The 18242-nt window shown below is 70.3% G+C and carries 22 protein-coding genes; 11 read left to right on the forward strand and 11 right to left on the reverse strand.

What is annotated here, in order from left to right:
- The first annotated feature begins 17 nt into the window (after positions 1 to 17).
- Complete coding sequence (locus tag PV789_RS02055) at positions 18 to 653, forward strand: class I SAM-dependent methyltransferase (protein ID WP_274978021.1); 636 nt, start codon at positions 18 to 20, stop codon at positions 651 to 653.
- Between the two features lie 163 nt (positions 654 to 816).
- Here PV789_RS02055 and PV789_RS02060 read toward each other — a convergent pair whose 3' ends face one another.
- The 4 genes from PV789_RS02060 to PV789_RS02075 form a co-directional block, all read right to left on the reverse strand.
- The gene (locus PV789_RS02060) at positions 817 to 1452 is read right to left on the reverse strand and encodes a hypothetical protein (protein WP_274975911.1); all 636 of its coding nucleotides are present in this window, start codon (positions 1450 to 1452) and stop codon (positions 817 to 819) included.
- A gap of 16 nt (positions 1453 to 1468) precedes the next feature.
- Positions 1469 to 1855: a hypothetical protein gene (locus PV789_RS02065; protein WP_274975912.1), complete on the reverse strand. Its 387-nt coding sequence runs from the start codon at positions 1853 to 1855 to the stop codon at positions 1469 to 1471.
- 377 nt (positions 1856 to 2232) lie between these two features.
- Positions 2233 to 2787: a hypothetical protein gene (locus PV789_RS02070; RefSeq protein WP_274975913.1), complete on the reverse strand. Its 555-nt coding sequence runs from the start codon at positions 2785 to 2787 to the stop codon at positions 2233 to 2235.
- On the reverse strand, positions 2784 to 3152 hold the full coding sequence (locus PV789_RS02075; RefSeq protein ID WP_274975914.1) for an MFS transporter: 369 nt from the start codon (positions 3150 to 3152) through the stop codon (positions 2784 to 2786). Before PV789_RS02075 ends, PV789_RS02070 begins: the two co-directional genes overlap by 4 nt.
- A gap of 286 nt (positions 3153 to 3438) precedes the next feature.
- On the opposite strand from PV789_RS02075, the gene PV789_RS02080 reads away from it, so the two are divergent.
- The gene (locus tag PV789_RS02080; RefSeq protein WP_274975915.1) at positions 3439 to 4056 is read left to right on the forward strand and encodes a DUF1707 SHOCT-like domain-containing protein; all 618 of its coding nucleotides are present in this window, start codon (positions 3439 to 3441) and stop codon (positions 4054 to 4056) included.
- Between the two features lie 146 nt (positions 4057 to 4202).
- On the opposite strand, the gene PV789_RS02085 is transcribed toward PV789_RS02080, so the two are convergent.
- Positions 4203 to 4670: an NUDIX domain-containing protein gene (locus PV789_RS02085; protein WP_274975916.1), complete on the reverse strand. Its 468-nt coding sequence runs from the start codon at positions 4668 to 4670 to the stop codon at positions 4203 to 4205.
- Positions 4671 to 4677: 7 nt separating this feature from the next.
- Complete coding sequence (locus tag PV789_RS02090) at positions 4678 to 5418, reverse strand: helix-turn-helix domain-containing protein (RefSeq protein WP_274975917.1); 741 nt, start codon at positions 5416 to 5418, stop codon at positions 4678 to 4680.
- Positions 5419 to 5570: 152 nt separating this feature from the next.
- Here PV789_RS02090 and PV789_RS02095 point away from each other — a divergent pair, with 152 nt between their 5' ends.
- From PV789_RS02095 to PV789_RS02115, 5 genes are all read left to right on the forward strand, one after another.
- On the forward strand, positions 5571 to 5747 hold the full coding sequence (locus tag PV789_RS02095; protein ID WP_274975918.1) for a hypothetical protein: 177 nt from the start codon (positions 5571 to 5573) through the stop codon (positions 5745 to 5747).
- Positions 5748 to 5757: 10 nt separating this feature from the next.
- The gene (locus tag PV789_RS02100) at positions 5758 to 6978 is read left to right on the forward strand and encodes a JmjC domain-containing protein (RefSeq protein ID WP_274975919.1); all 1221 of its coding nucleotides are present in this window, start codon (positions 5758 to 5760) and stop codon (positions 6976 to 6978) included.
- On the forward strand, positions 6975 to 7706 hold the full coding sequence (locus PV789_RS02105; protein ID WP_274975920.1) for an aldo/keto reductase: 732 nt from the start codon (positions 6975 to 6977) through the stop codon (positions 7704 to 7706). The genes PV789_RS02100 and PV789_RS02105 overlap by 4 nt, the downstream gene beginning before the upstream one ends.
- Positions 7703 to 8578 carry a protein kinase family protein gene (locus PV789_RS02110; protein WP_274975921.1) on the forward strand — a complete coding sequence of 292 codons (876 nt, stop codon included), beginning with the start codon at positions 7703 to 7705 and terminating at the stop codon, positions 8576 to 8578. The genes PV789_RS02105 and PV789_RS02110 overlap by 4 nt, the downstream gene beginning before the upstream one ends.
- A gap of 131 nt (positions 8579 to 8709) precedes the next feature.
- Positions 8710 to 9195 (forward strand): HIT family protein, encoded by a 486-nt coding sequence (locus PV789_RS02115; protein ID WP_274975922.1) that lies wholly within the window; start codon positions 8710 to 8712, stop codon positions 9193 to 9195.
- A 71-nt stretch (positions 9196 to 9266) separates the two neighbouring features.
- Here the strand turns inward: PV789_RS02115 and PV789_RS02120 are convergent, their stop codons facing one another.
- Positions 9267 to 9905, reverse strand: coding sequence for a hypothetical protein (locus PV789_RS02120; protein WP_274975923.1), 639 nt, complete (start codon positions 9903 to 9905; stop codon positions 9267 to 9269).
- Positions 9902 to 10450, reverse strand: a complete 549-nt coding sequence (locus PV789_RS02125) for an ATP-binding protein (RefSeq protein WP_274975924.1) — start codon at positions 10448 to 10450, stop codon at positions 9902 to 9904. Before PV789_RS02125 ends, PV789_RS02120 begins: the two co-directional genes overlap by 4 nt.
- A gap of 362 nt (positions 10451 to 10812) precedes the next feature.
- Between PV789_RS02125 and PV789_RS02130 the strand changes: the two genes are divergently transcribed.
- The 4 genes from PV789_RS02130 (at position 10813) to PV789_RS02145 (ending at position 13773) form a co-directional block, all read left to right on the forward strand.
- A complete protein-coding gene (locus PV789_RS02130; RefSeq protein WP_274975925.1) occupies positions 10813 to 11676 on the forward strand; it encodes a helix-turn-helix domain-containing protein in 864 nt (287 codons plus the stop codon).
- Entirely contained in the window at positions 11673 to 11885 is a 213-nt protein-coding gene (locus PV789_RS02135; RefSeq protein ID WP_047870371.1) for a DUF397 domain-containing protein, read from the forward strand. The genes PV789_RS02130 and PV789_RS02135 overlap by 4 nt, the downstream gene beginning before the upstream one ends.
- Positions 11886 to 11984: 99 nt before the next feature.
- Positions 11985 to 12656: a hypothetical protein gene (locus PV789_RS02140; protein WP_274975926.1), complete on the forward strand. Its 672-nt coding sequence runs from the start codon at positions 11985 to 11987 to the stop codon at positions 12654 to 12656.
- Positions 12657 to 12789: 133 nt separating this feature from the next.
- Positions 12790 to 13773 carry a LacI family DNA-binding transcriptional regulator gene (locus PV789_RS02145; RefSeq protein ID WP_274975927.1) on the forward strand — a complete coding sequence of 328 codons (984 nt, stop codon included), beginning with the start codon at positions 12790 to 12792 and terminating at the stop codon, positions 13771 to 13773.
- Between the two features lie 377 nt (positions 13774 to 14150).
- Here PV789_RS02145 and PV789_RS02150 read toward each other — a convergent pair whose 3' ends face one another.
- The 3 genes from PV789_RS02150 to PV789_RS02160 form a co-directional block, all read right to left on the reverse strand.
- The gene (locus PV789_RS02150; protein ID WP_274975928.1) at positions 14151 to 14717 is read right to left on the reverse strand and encodes a hemerythrin domain-containing protein; all 567 of its coding nucleotides are present in this window, start codon (positions 14715 to 14717) and stop codon (positions 14151 to 14153) included.
- A gap of 235 nt (positions 14718 to 14952) precedes the next feature.
- A complete protein-coding gene (gene xylA / locus PV789_RS02155) occupies positions 14953 to 16110 on the reverse strand; it encodes a xylose isomerase (RefSeq protein WP_274975929.1) in 1158 nt (385 codons plus the stop codon).
- A 55-nt stretch (positions 16111 to 16165) separates the two neighbouring features.
- Positions 16166 to 18169: a beta-galactosidase gene (locus tag PV789_RS02160; RefSeq protein ID WP_274975930.1), complete on the reverse strand. Its 2004-nt coding sequence runs from the start codon at positions 18167 to 18169 to the stop codon at positions 16166 to 16168.
- Between the last annotated feature and the right edge of the window lie 73 nt (positions 18170 to 18242).

Consider the following 18242-nt stretch of genomic DNA (forward strand, 5'->3'; position numbering starts at 1 on the left):
TCCTTCCCCCGAGTCCCGTGGACATCTCCTGGGACCACAACAGCCACTACCACGAACACCTCCTCCGCCACGTGCCCCCGCACTGCACCCGGGCGCTCGACGTCGGGTGCGGCGGCGGTAGGTTCGCCAGGTCCCTGGCCTCCCGCGGGATCGCCGTCGACGCGATCGACCCCGAACCGCGGATGATCTCCTCGGCCCGTGAACGCACGCCCGCCCGGCTGCCGGTCGACTACCGCGTGGCCGCGCTGGCGCAGACGGAGCCGCGTCCCGGGGGGTACGGGTTCGTCAGCTCGATCGCCAGCATCCACCACATGCCGTTCGGGCCCTCGCTCGAACGGATGGCCGCCGCCCTCGCCCCCGGCGGCACGCTGGCCGTCCTCGGCCTGTACGCCGAGAGGGACGCCGCCGACGTCGCGGCCGGTCTGGCCGCGTTGGGCCCGCAGTGGGCGGTCGGGCTCGGCCTGCGGCTGGGCCGCGCCCTCACCGGCACGCCGAACCTGCACAGCGTGGGTCCCACCGCCGAGATGCCGGTGCGCGACCCGCGGATGGGTCTGCGCGAGATCGCGGCGGAGGCCGGTGAGGTGCTGCCCGGCGCACGTCTGCGGCGGCTGCTGTTCTGGCGCTACTCGCTGGTCTACACGCGACCGGCCTGACCCCATTCGAGGTCGGGCCGGTCGCTTCGTGTCGGTCGCGTGTACTGGCCGTACTGGCCGTGCCGCTGTGCGGGCCGGTCCGTCCGGGGTGCGGTCCGCCCGGGACAGCCTGCCCGGGCAGACCGTTGGGAGCGGGTCCGCACGGGGGCCGGTCCGCCGGAGATCAGTCCCCGCCGCCACCGCCACCGCCGTCACCGGAGGAGGAGCCTCCCCCGCCGTCGGAGTAGGGGCCCGGTCCACCGCCGAAGCCTCCGCTGTTGCCCGGACTCCAGCCGGTGCCGCCCCCGGGTTCACCGGCCGGTGGCTGGTGGCCCTCCGGGCCCGTGTGTCCGGCGGCCCCGCCGCCGGGGTGGGCGTACCCGTGCCCGGGGCGGTCGTGCTCGGGCGGCGCCGGGTAGGCCTGCCCGTACCCGTACGGCTGGCCGGGCGCGGGCGGTGCGAACGCGTGACCGGCCGGGTGGCCCGGGGCGGCCGGACCGGCGGCGCGGGCATCGGCGGGCTTCGAACGGACCAGCGCCACGGCGAGCACGACCAGCGCTCCGGTGACCGTGAGCCCGTACAGGAGCTCCACGACGAGGTTCGCCAGCCCGTTGACCGTGATGAGCGCCTCGAAGGGCAGTCTCATGGCCGCGGTGGCGAAGGAGACCACCGAGTTCGCGAACTGCGCGAGCGCGGCGACGACCATGAGGACTCCGGCGGTCCGGACGGCGCCTGGGGAGGGAGACGCCTTGGCGCGGACAAGGGCGATGACCCCCACCACGATGAGGAGGATCGCGCCGAGGATGTAGAGGAAGGACATCGGAGGGCTCCTCGTGTCAGCGGGTCGGGGAGGGGTGGGGGCCGGGCCGAGGCCCTGGCGTTGGAGCGGCGGCCGGACCCGGGACGCGCCTGACCGCGGCCAGCACCAGGGTGAGCAAGCCTCCGAGGAAGACCAGAGTGAACACCAGGTGCAGCAGGTCGGGCGCGGGAGCGACAGGGGAGACCGCGCCCATGTACAGGGCGTAGAAGCTCCAGATCTGGACCGCCAGATCGCCGAGGGCACCGAGGACGATCAGGGCGCCTCCTGCGGTCACGAGCTTCTTGCGGTCGGCGGCCACCACGCCGCTGAGGACCAGCACGATGACGCCGAACAGCAGGTAGAGGGCCTCGAACAGCAGGGAGATGACGGAGGAGACGGTGTAGAGGGAGGAGATCAGGTGCATCCGGGGCCTTTCCTGTGGGTCACGCGCGGAATCAGGCTCTCACGCCGGGCTGCTCGCCTGGTCAGCGCCGGCGCGAGGGGCCGCCGACGCCAGCGCGGGGGCGGGGCGGCGGGTCCGTCCGCGGCGGCGGCCGGGCGTCGCCGTCCGCGTATGTGAGGTGGGACGGCCGACCCGCCGCGGGAGTTTTCCACAGATCCCTTTCGGCTGTGGCGGCCCCCGACCCCGGTGAGGAACATGGGATTGGGAAGGGCGGCAGAACAGCCGGAGGTGACGTCGTGCTCGTGTCGGGACCGGATCGGAGCGTCGGGGGAAGCGGTGGCGGAACAGTCGGAGGTGACACCGTGCTCGTGAGGGAAGCGGATCGAAGTGCCGGAGGGCTAGAAGCCGCCTCCACCGCCTCCGCCGCCGTCATTGTGACCGCCTCCGCCGTCGAAAGCGTCGCCGCGGTGGCCGGGATCGCCCGTTGCCGGATGGGCGTTCGAAGCGCGCGCGGAGGCCCGGCCACCGCCGTACGGGGCGCCGCCCGGTCGTCCGCCCCGTGGTTCCGGCCTCTGCTCCGGCCGTCGCGGCACGGTCCCCCGGGGCGCGTGACGCCGCCCCCGGGAGCTGATCACCGCGCACAGCAGCAGGACGAGTGCCGCCGCGAGCAGCACGTGGACCCCGATGTCGAGGGCGAACAGCACCGGGAACGGGACCGGCGCCTCACCGTTCTCCACCAAGGACGGGAGGAAGAGGAACCGGAACCAGAGTTCCCGGGCCCCCTGGATGATGCTGAGGAGCACGAGCAGGCCGCCTCCGGTGCGGACGAGGCCGCGCCCGCCGGGAGCCCTCCCGGCGAGGGCCAGCGCGACGGCCCCCGCCAGCAGCGGGGGGAGCACCACGGTCAGCAGGTTCAGGAGGAACTGCACCAGGTCGGGTCCCTGATCGGTCATCGCCGGGCCTCCTCGTGCGTTCCGCCGTAGGTGGAGGAGGTCGGAGGGGGCGGTTCGGTCCGCGATGTCCTCCGGGTGGCGGCCAGGACCAGCAGGAGCATGCCCGCACCGAGGAGGGCCGCGGACAGGTGGTGCGACACGCCAGTGATCAGCGCGGTGGTCTCGGAGTCCGCCACCTGCTCGCGCACCCAGGGGGAGAAGAGCTGGTCGAGCAGGGACAGGACGGAGGAGGCCAGCAGCGCCGCCGCGCCCAGCCCGGTGGTCGCACGGCGTTCCGGCGCGGCCGCGAAGCAGCAGACCAGTGCGAAGAGGCCCACCAGCAGAAGGAGGAGAGGTCCGATCAGGTAGGGCAGGTGGAGGTTCACTGCGGTCCTCTTCGGTGGGGGAGTCGTCGGGGCCGTGGCCCGGTGCGCGTCCGAGCCGCGAGGGAACCTACCCGCCCGAGGGGTGTCCGAGGCGGCGACGGCCGCTTGTGGCCACACCCGTGGAACCCGCACCCGCCCTGTCCGCATCCCAGACCGTGGCCTCGCCGAGCCAGCGGGGCTGCTCCCAACCCGGACACGCCCAGGCCAGGCACTCCAGCCTCCACGGCCCCGACGGGTTCGGCCTCCGCGATGTACAGCCCGGTTCGCCCGCTCTTATCCTTGTGCCATGAACGCCCAGCCTCCGAAGCCCCCCGCGCGCACCGCTCCCCCCGCGGACCTGCGCGCCTCCCACGCCGACCGGGACGCGGTGGTGGAGCAACTGCGCGACGCGGCGGCCGAGGGGCGCATCGACCTCGACGAGCTGGACACGCGCCTGGAACAGGCGCTGAGCTCCAGGACCCACGCCGAGCTGGCAGTCCTGACCGCCGACCTGCCCAAGCCGCAGCTCCCCGAAAGCCAGCCGCCCCTGGTGCTCAAGGGCGGCCTGCACGGCGCGTCCCGCGGCCCCGGGCGCTGGGAGGTGCCCGGTCACGTGATCGCCCACGGGGGCATGGCGGGGGTGAAGATCGACTTCAGCCGGGCCGAGTGCCGCCTCACGGAGGTCGTGGTGGAGGCGTACGGGGAGGCGGCCGGTGTCACGATCGTCATCCCCGACGGTTGGGTGGCGGACACCGGCGGCGTGGACCCCGGCATCGGCGGCCTGAAGGACAAGACGACCCCCGACCGGCTCGCGGGGACCCCGCTGATCCGGCTCACCGGGACCGGCGGCATGGCGGGAGTGGTCATCCGCCACCCCAACCGCTGGGAACGGCGCAAGTTGAACAGCAACCCGAAGCAGGACTAGCCGCCCCGCCCGGGGCTGTCGACATCGGTCCCGGGGAGACGCGGCGTCTCTGCCCAAGGCCTCTTCGAAGTCGGGGTCGTCAGCGCACAGCTACCCCTCAGGTGGCGCCATGGTGACGGCCGCACCGGCCCTCGGGCCCGGTGCGGTCAGCCCGCGTACGGTCCTCCCCGTCCCAGCGCGTGCCCCACCCGGAGCCGCTGGGTGTGGTGCATCTCCAGCCCTGCCGCCTCCTCAGCGGTGAACCAGCGCACCTCGTGCGACTCGTCGCTGACCGCGAGTTCTCCCCCGACGACACGGGCGCGGAAGCACACGTTGAACTGGCGGCGCACCTCTCCATCGCTGTAGGCGATGACGTGGCGGGCGTCGGTGTAGGTGCCGACCAGCCCGGTCACCTCGATCTCGTACCCGGTCTCCTCACGCACCTCGCGCACGGCGGCTTCGGGCAGGCTCTCGGCCATCTCCATCGCTCCGCCCGGCATCGCCCACAGCCCGTTGTCCACTCGCCGTTGCAACAGCAGACGGTCCTGCTCGTCCAGGACGGCAGCGCTGGCAGCGACCACCAGGCTGTTGGGAACGGGAGCCGCAGGGTCGTCGTAGTACTCGGTACGGGCCATGTCCTACTCACTCCCCAAGAGGTCGGGCGGTACACCATACGGCGTCCATGCTGGCGGCATACGCGTCGAACAGCCCCTGGGGAGCCGTGCGTTTGAGCCGCAACAGCGGGTTGCCGTAGGCGTTGACCCCGTACATGTGCGTGTTGACGTACATGTGGTCGTCTGCTCGATAGAGCGAGTTGTACAACGTTGTGGAATGCACCCTCACCGAGACTCCCGGGACTGCTGCCAGAGGTCGGTAGTGCATCGCGGCCAGGTGGCATCGGGACTGGATGCCATGGCCGAAGCGCTCCTCCCCGCCGCGGACACGCACGGCCTCACAGTCGGGGTCTCCGATGAGTACACGCACATGGACACCGTCTTCGGCTCTGGCCTTGAGTAGGTCGTTCCACCCGGGAATCTGTTCATGGAGAAACAGGGCCGCGTAGACCAGGATGTCGATCGTCCTCTCAGCAGCCGCGAACATGCTGCGCCACTGTTCGGCCGATACGTCGGGGCGTTGCCGGTGAACGGCTACCAGGTCCGTGTCCGTAGCTCTCCGGGCCCGCCGCTCCAGGGCGGGCCAGAGTTCGCGGACGTCTGCACCGAGTACACGCGCCACGGCGTGGGCGTTGCGGCGGTGGGGCACTCGTCCGGTGCTGACCCACCGTGCCACGGTCTTGGGGTCGGTGCCCACGTGCAGGGCAAGCGAGGCCATCGTGTGCCCGGACCGCTCCAGACAGATGCGAAGCCGCTCGTTGGGGGGCATGGGGACGTTTCTATCGCACCGGGACGTCTTTCGAGGCGTCCCTCATGCGGTAGCGGCGTCCCAGAGAAGTGGAAAAACTGGCGCCAGCTGAGATTCCCCTCAGGGGCCCAGGACCGCTTTCTGGGCGCAAACCTCGCAGAAGGGAAAGTCGCATGGGCGACCTCGCGCATACCAGTGACACGGCTGAGCACGACGGGCTCCTCCTCTTGGTTGAGCAGGTGGGCGTGGCACACGACCGTCACCGTTCGGAGCACTCCGACATCACCAGTTCGCAGAACTCGGCCGGGGACGACGGTGAGAACCGTGACTTGAACCTGCCCAAGGAATAGGAGCACGTCCATGGATCACCGGCTTGTCACCGGAATCGAGAAGGCGCTCGGTTGGCAGGGGCCGGCGGTGGTGGGTACCGCGTTCGCCCGTGGCACCCTGACCGACGACGGACTGCTCGAACGCCTGATGACCCCCTACCGGTTGATGGAGATCATCCAGCGCCGCCACCTGTCCAACCCGCAACTGCGCTGCTACTCCGAGGGACAGGAACTTCACCCCTCCAGCTACCTCTCCACCGCCGTCAATCGCCGCCGACAGGCGGTGCAGCAGGCGGACATGGCCGCGCTGGGTGCCATCCTGAACAATGACGGCACCATCGTGCTCGACAGCGTCGACACCTTCGACCCGACCATGGAGGTCGCCTGTCGGGCGCTGGGATGGTGGTCGGGGGAACTCGTCTCCGTCAACTGCTACCTGGCCGTGGGCGACACCCCGGGTTTCCATCTGCACTGGGATGACCACGATGTCATCGCCGTGCAGCTCTCGGGCGAGAAGTCCTGGCAGGTTCGTGGCCCCTCGCGGTCATCGCCCATGTACCGGGACGCCGAACAGAACCTGGAGCCGTCCGAAGAGGTCGTCTGGGAGGGGACGATGTCCGCCGGGGACGTCATGCACATCCCGCGGGGCTGGTGGCACACCGCGACCCGGGTCGGCTCAGGTAACCAGGGCCACTCCCTGCACGCGACGTTCGGTATCACCAAGCGAACCGGTGTCACGTGGGCGAACTTCCTCTCGGACACGATGCGCGCGGACGAGGGGTTTCGGACCGACCTGGAGAGCGCTCGTGGTCCTATCGACGACGAAGGGCTGGTGGCCAGGCTCGCGGAGGCGGCACGCGCGAACCCGCCCTCGCACTACCTCGACCAACTCCGGGCGAACACGCCACCCCAACGGCACATGCCTCTGGTGCACTCCTTCGGGCCTTTGACCGGTACGGATGTGGTCGCGGTCACCGAGTTTCCGCCCGTCCTCACCGTTGACGACACAGCGGTCCGGGTGACCGGCGGAGGGAAGAAGCTCACCTTCCACCCGCGTGCTGAACCGGCGCTGCGTGCCCTGTTGTCGGGTCATCCCGTCCGCCTCGGGGAGGAGGACAGCGATCTCCGGGCCGTGGCCGCACATCTGATCAAGGAGGGACTGTGTGCTCCGCTGACCGAAGGACTGTCCTGGGGCTATACCGGTCTGGTCCCAACCGTGACCTGCTCGGACAGGCCCTTGAACTCGGTGTGACCAGGCTGGACACCGCCTTCAACTACCAGCGGTTCACTGCCCACCGGTTGCTGGCGGATGCAGCCGGAGGCCTGCTCACCTCCTTCGAGATCAGTACGAAGGTCGGATTCTTCCCCGACGGGCACGACCTGACCCCGGAAAGACTGAAAGCGGCGGTGCGGGAGATACCCGAAGAGCTCGGGTGTGTGCCGGACACCGTGCTCCTGCACAACCCTGAAAACTCGATCGAGGGTTTCGAGGATGCCTGCGCGGCCCTGGCGGAGATGCGCTACGCGGGGTACTGCGGTGCGTGGGGGCTCTCCTCTTGGAACCCCCGGGTGCTGGCTGCACGTGACTGGTCAGTTCCTCGCCCGGATGTGGTCATGGTCCGCGCGGGCCTGAGTGTTCCAGCCCCGGTCCTGGAAGCCGCCGAACGGTTCTCGACACGGGTCGGGGCCCGAGCGGTGTGGGGTATGGCGCCCTTCGGTGGTGATGCGGCCGATCCTCTCTGGTCGTGGGTCGACACATCGCTGTTCCTCGACCCCGGGCAGCGGGCAAGCCGTGTTCAGGCGACGGTGGCGGCGGCCTGGGCCGTCCCTGAGGTCGAAAGGCTGACTGTTGGCACCTCCTCGCCGGCACATCTGGAGGAGATCGTGCAAGCTGAGTCCCTGACCGTCTCGGCCGACATGGTCGACCGGTATCGCACACTGTTGCGCCGCAGAGCCGAAAGGGTCGACACCGCATCATGACGCCTGCTCAGGACAGCATCCCGTTGGTTGCGTTGGACGACCTGTCGACCGTGGACATCGAAGACGTGGTGGCTCAGGCCGAACAGCGTCTGGGTCGTGGACTGCTGTACGAGGACGCCCACTACAGCCGGTTCAACGGCACCGCGGGGTTCCGCACCGACGCCGACACGTGGGTGCGTCTGGCCTGGAGGCGCGACGCACACGTCGATATCCCCTCCTGGACTGGGACGGAAGAGGCGGCGGCAACTATCCGCGGTGTTCCCAAACCCGCCTGGATCGCCGCCGCAGCCTGGTCTGACCCCGGACGTGGTGTGGTCTGGAAGGCCGAGGAAACGTCTCTGGCCCCTGACAACGCAGTGTCGACCACCGCTGAGATCGCTAGTGACCCGCACCTGCCGGAGACCTGGTGGTTCAGCCTGAGGAGCGGGTTGGCCGAACTCTCCGTGCATGCAACGGAACGCGTTGCCCTGGATCAGGCCCATTTGTCTCGGCGTGTGCATGAGGTCTACGGCACAGGTGTCGACACACGGATTCCGGACGACGAATGGGCGTGCTCCCACGGTGACCTCGGGTACGCGAACCTGACCGGGCCCGAACTGGTGCTGTTGGACTGGGAGAGCTGGGGGATGGCACCCATTGGATGGGACGCCTCCTGCTTGTGGGCGGCTTCGTTAGGCGTCCCCGAGGTCGCGGACAAGGTGATCGGGGGATTCACCGAGCAGCTAGCCACCAAGAGCGGGCTTCTGTGCCGGTTGCTGCTCTGCGCCAACGTCGCCCGAGCCAGCAGACGTGTGGGAAGGGACTTGCCGCTGACCGAAGCGATGGCCTCGACCGCTGACACGCTCCTGGCTCGGCTCGCGGACCTGTCCTGATTCGCTCCGAGGGGCAAGGACGTTCGGCGATCAAGCCATGATGGCTGCTGTTCTGCAGCTTGTCAGGTGGCGGAGCGTGGCCACGCCTGTCCCACGTGTACCGATGCCGTTCCGTCCCGTGAAGGAGTCCGATGAACGCCGACCGCCACGCAAGCTGCGTCTTCTGCCGGATCGTGTCCGGGGACGCGCCCGCGCACCGGATCTGGGAGGACGACGACCACCTGGCGTTCCTGTCGATCTTCCCCAACACCGAGGGGTTCTCGGTGGTGATCCCCAAGGTCCACCGCACCAGCTACGTGGTCGATCTGGAACCGTCGGAGTATGCGGCCCTGCACCTGGCCGCACGCGAGGTCGCCCGCCGCCTGGACGCGGCCTTCCCCGACGTGGCGCGCACCGGGATCATGTATGAGGGCTACGGGGTGGACCACGCCCACGCCAAGCTCTTCCCCATGCACGGCACCGCGGGCAATGCGGGTGAGGACTGGCGCGAGGTGGCCTCACCGATCGAAGGTTACTTCGACCGCTACCAGGGCTACCTGTCCTCGCACGACCACACCCGCGCCGACGACGCCTGGCTCGCGGACGTGGCCGAACGCGTCAGGCAGGCCGGGCCCTGAGGCCAGTGGCCGCGCCGGGCCCTTGATCCGGCGCGGCCTCCTGGAGGGGTTCAGGTACGGGCCGATCTCGGCTACAGCAGGACCGTGGCCAGGTGCTGGGCCAGGGCTCCGGCGCTGGTCGCGAGGGTGTAGGCGGCCAGCAGACGGGCCGGGCCGGTGCGGGTCCAGCCGAATCGTCGGGGTCTGCGGTGGCTGTGCGGGCGCTGGGGTCGGCGGCGCGGCAGCGGCGGACGTTCCGGGTGTTGCGGACGGGTCGGACGGGGTTGGAGTGGGCCGTCGTCGGTGGCGGGTCGTGGGGGTGGAACCGCTGGTGTCTGCGGGCGCTTCGGTGGCGGTGAGGGTTTGCGCGGGCCTTCGGGGGCCTTGGTGCCCCGAGTGCCCGGCGTGCTCCGGGAGTCCTGAGCGCCCTGGGGTTTCTGGGAGCCGTGTGCGGCCAACCGGGCGGCTTGGACGTGCATCCAGGTGGGCAGTTCGCCGTGGAGTTGGCGGTAGGTCACGCGTGGGTTCCCCGCCATCTGAGCCAGGAGCCGCTGTTCCCGGGTGGGTTCGTTGGGTTCGCCGGTGTTCCTGGGGCGGTTGAGGCTGTCGGGACGACCGGAAGGAGCAGTGTTGCTGGCGGTACCCGGGCGGACGAAGCGCTGTCCCCGGGGCGCGTCCAGGACCCGGCGGATGCGGTCGGTGCTGGGTCCGCTGACGGTGGGGGCGCTCACCTGTCGGCCCCGGCGGTGACGGTACTGGCGGGAGTGGTGGGGGTGAGGGTGAACTCGGCCCACACGACCGTGCCCAGTCCCGCGCAGAACGGGAAGTCCACCACGGCACGGGTGCCCCACCTGGTGGCCAGGGAGTTGATGAGCAGCAGGCCACGGCCGCGTTCGGCCTCCTCCCATTCGGACGCGGTGCGCTGGTGCGGGATGTGCGGGAGGGAAGGGTTCTCGGTCCGAATGCCGTCGTCGGTGATGCCCAGGTGCAGGGTGGTGGCGGTGGGCATGGACAGGGTCCGGATGACCCGGCCGTTCTCCTGGCCGGAACGGGAGTGGTCGGCGGCGTTGGCGAACATCTCGCTGGCGCAGAGCACGATCGTGTCGGCCAGGTCGGGGCACAGCCCCTCCAGGCGGAACAGGTCGGAGCGCAGGTCCTCACGCACCCAGGCGGCCTGGGCGAGGAGACCGGGATAGACCCGGGAGGGCCAGCGCCGCCCGGCGATGGGCGGGGTGGAAGTGTGGATGGCTGCGCGGGGACGCGGCACAATGGTCATGTCGGCACGCTCCTTCAGGCATGAATCGGGTTGTCGATGTGGGCTCTGGAGGCGCTGCTATCGCCCCCAGAGCCCGTTTTCGTGTGGCCGCTCTACAGCGGCCTGGCGAGGATTCTCGCCGGTGAGAGGCTGCGTCCCTGAGCGCACGGCTCTTCCCCCATCTACCGGACAAGCCGTGTACGAGCATGTAACTGGCACGCACACACGTTCCGGCGTTCCAGGCGATCCGTACGGCGGTCAGCGCCTTCACCCCTATAGTGAGGCACGCACACAGAAAATCCAAGTGTTGGAAATTAAGTGGCTTGGTATATCCAAAATGTGAAGTTTGCAGGTCACGGGATAATGAGGCAACGGTCCGCCACATGAACGAGGAGACAGCCGTGGCTCAGGGTTCCCCCGTACGGCGTCGCTATCTGGTCAGTCAGCTCAAGCGTCTGCGTGCGGACGCCGGGTTCTCCCAAGGAGAGGTCTCCAAGCGCATGGGCTGGGAGTCCGGCAAGATCATCCGGATCGAGACGGGCAAGTTCATACGGCTGAACTCCGCAGACGTCTCCGAGTTGTGCCGCCTGTACGGCTCCACCGATGGACTGCGCGAAGAACTGGTGGGGATCGCCAAGGCATCACGTAAGCAGAAGCCCTGGTGGTTCCAGTACAAGGACGTCGGCATCGGCGCCTTCTACGGCTTGGAGCACGAGGCCGCCAAGATCCAGGAGTACACGGTCGGTCTGGTTCCCGGCCTACTCCAGCACCGGGACTACATCGAAGCCATGATGGGACGCGGTTACATTCCCACCGAGGAGGAGCGCGCACGCCGGGTTGAGGCGCGCATGCAGCGGCACACCAACGTCCTCGAACGGGAGGAGCCGCCGCGCATCTGGATGATCCTGGACGAGTCCTGCCTGCGTTGCGTCATCGGCGGCCCCGAAGTGATGGCCGCACAGCTCTCCCACTTGGACCAACTGGCCAACCGGCCTTCCATCAACATCCAGGTACTTCCGGCGACGGCTGGCATGTCGCGTACCTACGGTTTCTCGATGCTGACCTTCGACGAGACCGACCGTGCACTGTTCGTGGACGTCCCTCCGAACGGGCTGTTCTTCGAGGACCCCGAGGACTTGCTGGAACACGAGATAGCGTTTGACCAACTACAGGCATCCGCACTCTCCACAGCGGAGACGCGAATCCTCTTCAAGACGCTGACCGACGAGTACAAAAGGCCGTCATGACTCCGAGCACGACCACCAACGAATCCTTCGTCCCCGTCCGGCCGTGGCACAAGGCGAGCTACACCAACGACAGAGGAGCCTGTGTGGAGGTTGCAGAGGGCCCGATTACCGGGGTCCGGGACACCAAGCACCGTGAGCTGGGCGCGCTCTTCTTCGGCGGTGGCGAGTGGCAGGCCTTCCTGGGTGCCGCGAAGGACGGCCGTAGCTAGAGCCCTGTGGTCCCAGGGGCTGCCCGGGGTCCGGCCCGCCGTGCGCCCTTCGGGTCGTTGGTCCCATGTGTGCGGTTCGTCCCGGGGTAGTTCGCCGGTATGAACAGGAACCGCGACATCCCCCGTACCCCCGGGCGGTTCGGCACCCTCATGGGCCGTTGGACCATCTACGCCCAGAACAATCCGCGTCAGTACGGCCTCCGCACGGCCCTGCTGGTCGCTGTCCTCGCCGTCCCCTTCATAGCCCTGCTGTTCGTTCCTCTGATGATCGGGACCGATTTCGCCCCCACCATCGTCGCCGTCACGGGAGGAACCCTGGCCATGGCGGTGGTCGTCTCTGCGGCCACCGGTTTCGGCACCGCGTGGATGATGCGCCGCATGGTCAAGGACAGGCCGCTGCCCCTGGACGCTGACCCGGCCAAGGCCTGGGCCGCGCACTGGCAGATCATGCGGGGCACCCTCCACCCGGACCCCGAGACCAACCGGCTCGGGCGCATCCTCGCCGACCAGAGCGACACGTCCCGCTCCCCGAAGTTCATGCTGCTGTTCGGCTGTGTCCTCGTTGTACCCAACGTCGCCAACGCCCTGCTCCAGTACGCCAACGGAACCCCGTTCGCCTCGGTCAACCTCTTCCTGGCGGGACTGCTGGTGGTCATGATCGCGACCTTCGTCCCGCTCACGATGCGCCGCCAACGCAGGGTCCGCCAGTTCCGCGAGACCTACGACCGCGCCGCCGCGGGCTCCTCCGGTACGCTCGAACCCGAGGACTGACCACGGCGCCCCTTCCCTCACCCCCCACGCTCCGTGACCACGCCTCGCCCGGCGGCGCCCATCGGCGCCACACCCGGTAAACACGGTGCGTAACAGCGCATCGAATCGGTTCGAAAACGGACGGGACGGCACGGTGCGGATCTCCGATGTGGCCCGGCACGCTGGCGTGTCGCCGAGCACGGTCTCCTACGTCCTCAGCGGCAAGCGGTCGATCTCCGAGACCACCCGGCGGCGCGTGAGGGAGAGCATCGACGCACTCGGTTACCAGCCGCACGCGGGCGCCCGCTCCCTTGCCAGCCGCCGCAGCAACGTGATCGCCCTGGTCATCCCGCTCCGCGGTGACGTGCACGTCCCCGTCGCGATGCGTTTCGCCGTCTCCGTGGTCACCGCCGCCCGCGCGCACGACCACGACGTCCTCCTGCTCACCCAGGGCGAGGGCCCCGACGGCCTGCGCCGGGTCTCGGGCAGCGCCATGGTGGACGGCGTCATCGTCATGGACGTGGAGGCCGACGACGCCCGCGTCCCCGTCCTGCGCGAGTTGGACCTGCCCTCGGTCCTCATCGGCGTCCCCGAGGACACCGAGGGCCTGACCTGCGTGGACCTCGACTTCGCCGCCGCCGGGGCCGCCTGCGTGCACCACCTCGCAGACCTCGGCCATACCGACCTCGCCTTCGTCGGGCAGCCCCCCTCGGTGTACGAACGGCGCACCGGGTTCGCCGAGCGCACCACCACCGGCTTCGAACGCGCCGCCGCCGAGCGCGGCGTGCGCGCCACCCTGCACCCGTGCTCCCCCGAAACCGCGCACGGCCTCGCGGAGGACCTGCTCCGCGAGCGGCCCGGCCTCACCGGCCTCATCGTGCACAACGAACCCTCGGTCGGTCCGCTGCTCGAATCCTTCGCCGAGCACGGCCGCACCCCGCCCGAGCTGTCCGTGGTCGCCATCGGCCCGGTCCCGCCCGGCGCCCCGCCGCTGACCTCGGTGGACCTGCCCGCCGAGGAGGTCGGAGCCCGCGCGGTCGGCCTGCTCATGGACAAGATCGACGGTCCCGGCAACCCCGGGGTGACCCTGCTCGAACCCCGGCTCACCTCCCGGGAGAGCACCGCCCTGCGCTCGTGACCGTCCCCGCGCCCGTGACCGCCCTGCGCTCGCGACCGTCCCGCCTGCCTGACCCGTCCCCGCGCGCCTGACCGCGCTCCGCGCCCGACCGGGGGATGCGGCGGGGGACACCGGAAAAAGTGTCCCCGGGTCGCGGAATACCCACCCCCGCCCTCCCGTTGTACGGGGTGCCGGAAGGTGCGGTAGAAAGTGTCCCCCGGGCTCCACTCAAAGCCTTCACGGAATACCGCGCCCGCAAGGGCGGCAGGAGCCGTGTTGTGCACCGCGCCGTGAGGCGACCGCCGCACCGTTCCGGTGTACGTGACGGCCCCGCCGGGCAACTGCCCGGCGGGGCCGTTTCACGTCCTGTGCTCGCGAGGGGCTCCCCTGGGGGAAGCTCAGCCGCGCCGGGCCTTCTGCACGGCCTCGGCCAGCTCCGCCTTGTTCATCTTGGAGCGGTTCTCGATGTCCAGCTCCCTGGCCTCCTCGTAGAGGTCGCGCTGCCTGGGAACCCTGCCCTTGACGTCGAAGCGCTTGAGCTCCTGCTCGCGCCGCTCCCAGAACGCCCTGCCCAGCTCCTGGGCCCGCTTCTGACTCACCGCCTCCCTGAGGCCGGGCAGGACGTCGCTCTCCTCCTCCTCGACGTGGTGCTTGACCGCGTCGACGAACTCCTTGCAGCGCTTGTCGAACTCCCTGCTCTTCGGGTCGCAGTCCTTCAGCTTGCGGAGCAGCTCCTCGGCCTCCTGGTGCTCCTCCGTGCCGTGCCGGACCTCGGGTCCCTCGCCGGCGGCCTCGGCGGCGGCCGGGTACACCTCGTCCTCCTCGGCGCGGCTGTGCGCGGTGAGGATCGCCTCGATCTCCTCCAGCAGGCGCGGCCGCTGGTCGGGCTCGGACTGGAGCCGGTCGAACAGCTCCTCCATGGTCCGGTGGTCCTTCAGGATCAGGGTGATGGCGTCCTCGGCCATGTTCGCCTCCGCTTCGGTGGGGTGCTTCCGACCACCGCCACTACCCACGGCCCCGTCTGTCCAGACACGGTGCCCAGACAGGGCGCCGACCCGGTTGTTGCCCAGATCCGGCCGCCGTCCCGACTCCACCCCGCCCGCCCGGAACCGGCCGCCGCCCCGCGCCGATCCCGGAAACAGCCGGGGCCGCGCCCCGCGCGCCTCGCGCGGAACACGGCCCGGATACGGGAGCGGAAGGTCAGCGCAGGCCGAACAGGTGCTCCATGGCGAGCTGGTCCAGGCGCTCGAAGTGGTAGCCCCGCGCGCCGACCTCGGCCAGGTCGATCTCCTCGGCCAGCAGGTCGGACAGGGACTCGCCCTCGCCCAGCGTGGACTGGGACAGCTCGGGCACGCGCGAGGCCGCGAGCGCCTCCACCACCTCGGGGTCGGCGCGGAACGCCTTGGCCTTCTCCTTGAGGATGAGGTAGTTGCGCATGCAGGCCGCCGCCGACTCCCACACGCCGCTCATGTCCTCGGTGCGCGGTGTCTTGAAGTCGAAGTGCAGCGGGCCGTCGTAACCCGCGCTCTCCAGCAGGTCCACCAGGAAGAACGCCTCCTTGACGTCGCCCGAGCCGAAGCGCAGGTCCTGGTCGTACTTGATCCCGCGCTGGCCGTTGAGGTCGATGTGGAAGAGCTTGCCCGCCCACAGGGCCTGCGCGACGCCGTGCGCGAAGTTCAGCCCGGCCATCTGCTCGTGGCCGACCTCCGGGTTGACCCCCACCATCTCGGGGTGCTCCAGCTCGTTGATGAAGGCCAGGGCGTGGCCCACCGTGGGCAACAGGATGTCGCCGCGCGGCTCGTTGGGCTTGGGCTCCAGGGCGAAGCGCAGGTCGTGGCCCTGCTCGCGCACGTAGCCGCACAGGATGTCGAAGGCCTCGCGCAGCCGGTCCAGGGCGGCGTGGTCGTTCTTGCCCGCCTCGGTCTCGGCGCCGTCCATGCCGCCCCAGCACACGTACGTCTTGGCGCCCAGAGACACGGCCAGCTCGATGTTGCGGATGACCTTGCGGATGGCGTACCGGCGCACGTCGCGGCTGTTGGAGGTGAACCCGCCGTCGCGGAACACCGGGTCCGAGAACAGGTTGGTGGTCGCCATCGGCACCTTGAGCCCGGTCTCGTCCAGGGCCGCGCGGAACCGCCTGAGGATGTCCTCGCGCTCGGTGTCGGAGCTGCTGGGCGGGATGAGGTCGTCGTCGTGGAAGGTGATCCCGTGCGCGCCGAGGTCGGCGAGGCGGCGCACGGCGTCCGCCGGGTCGAGCACCGGGCGGACGGGGTCGCCGAAGGTGTTCACCCCGCGCCACCCCACGGTCCACAGACCGAAGGTGAACCTGTCCGCGGGCACGGGCTGGTAGCTGCTCATGTCGTGTCTCCTGAGGTAGGCGCAGGACTCCGGAATAGTTTGTCTAGAGTCACAACTAATTGTCAACGGGGTGGCCGCGCAACACCGCCACCCCGCCGCCCGGCAGGGTCATCCCCTGCGCCGAAACGCCCGACACCAGGTCGCGGGCGCCCGCGTCCAGCCCGAACCGGGCCGGGTCGATCCACCGCGGCCGGTTGTCGTGGTTGGTGACGAACACCCACGCGCCGTCCCGGTCCACCCGGCGCACCACCTCCAGCCCCGGCTCCGGGAACGGCCCCGTCCCCGCCGCCTCGGCCAGCAGCCGTGCCAGGCCCCGGTCCGACATCCGGGCCGACAGGTACCAGGCCTCGCCCGCGCCGTGGCGCCGCCGCGTCACCGCGGGCAGCCCGTCCAGCGGTCCGCCCGCGTAGTGGGCCACTGCCTCGGCCCCCGCCAGGTGGACGTGCTCGCTCCACAGGGTGACCTCCTCGCGCACCGAGCCCAGGTCCACGCCCACCGAGTCCCCGGGCAGCAGCGGGTGCGCCTCCTCGACCCGGACCCCCAGCAGGTCCCGCAGCGCGCCCGGGTACCCGCCGGTGCGCACGGTCCCGTCCGGGTCGGCAACCCCGCTCAGGAAGGTCACCACCAGCGTTCCGCCGTCCTCGGTGTAGCGGGCCAGCCGCTCGGCCGCCTCGTCCGAGAGCAGGTACAGGGCGGGCACCACCAGCAGCGGCACCCGCGGCAGGTCGCGGTCGGGTCGCACCATGTCCACCGTGCGACCCGACCGCCACAGCACGCGGTGCACCTGGCGCGCGGCCTCCAGGTAGTCCACGCCCCGCACGGGCAGAGACGGGCTGCCCAGCGCCCACCAGCACTCGGGGTCCCAGGTGAGCGCCGCGTCGGCGACCACGTCGGCGTCGCGCGCCTCCGCCACGCGGGGCAGCACGCTCCCCAGTTCGCACACCTCGCGGAAGATCCGCGAGTCCGGCCCGGCGTGCGGCACCATCCCCGAGTGCCACTGCTCGGCGCCGCCCCGTGAGGCCCGCCACTGGAAGAACATCGCGCCCCGCGACCCGCGCGCCACGTGTGCCAGGCTGTGCCGCGCCGTCTCCCCGGGGGCCTTGGGCCGGGCGACCTCGCCCGTGTAGGTCACACCAGCCGCCTGTTCCATCAGGAGCCACGGCCGTCCCGGGCCGGGCACGCGCTCCGCCCACGAGCGGGCCAGGTCGGCGGCGAAGGCGGTCTGCTCCGCCCCGCCCTGCCCGGTCCGGTCGGGGTAGTCGTCCACGGCCACCAGGTCCAGGTGCTCGGCCCACCGCCACGGGTCCACCGGCACCCAGTCGCCGAAGGCCAGGTTGGTCGTGACCGGCACGTCCGGCCGCACGGCGCGCAGCACGTCGCGCTGGGACAGGAAGTGGTCGAGCATCGCGTCCGACAGGAACCGCCGGAAGTCCAGCACGTGCGCCGGGTTGGGCAGGTACTGGGTCGCGCGCGGCGGCTGGACCTGCTCCCACTCCGAGTAGTGCTGGCTCCAGAATGCCGTGGTCCACGCCGCGTTGAGCCGGTCCAGGTCCACGTGGCGACCCCGCAGCCAGTCGCGGAAGGCCCCGGCGGTGTGCTCGGAGTGCGACCACGTCCCGTACTCGTTGTGCACGTGCCACAGGCGCAGCGCCGGGTGCGCGGAGTAGCGCTCCGCCAGCGCGCGGGCGATGCGCACCGAGGCCTCGCGGTAGTCGGGGGAGCATACGTCGTAGGTGTCGCGGCTGCCGTGGGTGAGCCGGGTCCCGTCCGCGGTCACCGGCATCGCGTCGGGGTAGGCGAGCCCGAACCACGGCGGGGGAGAGGCGGTCGGGGTGGCCAGCGCGACCCCGATCCCGGCGTCGGAGAGCCGGTCCAGCACCCGGTCCAGCCACTCGAACCGGTACTCGCCCTCCTTCGGCTCCAGCAGCGCCCACGAGAAGACGCCGACCGTCACGAGGTTGACCCCGGCGCGGCGCATCAGCTCCACGTCCTCCGCCTGGACCTCCTCCGGCCACTGCTCGGGGTTGTAGTCGCCGCCGAACCACAGCGGAGAGGACATGGGGAACTCCTTCTGGTTTGGTGTGTGCGCCAACAAAGTAGGGCGAAAACCCTTCCGGGCGACACCCCCCACA

Origin of the sequence: Nocardiopsis camelliae (assembly GCF_028993595.1) — a bacterium.
Taxonomy (GTDB): domain Bacteria; phylum Actinomycetota; class Actinomycetes; order Streptosporangiales; family Streptosporangiaceae; genus Nocardiopsis; species Nocardiopsis dassonvillei.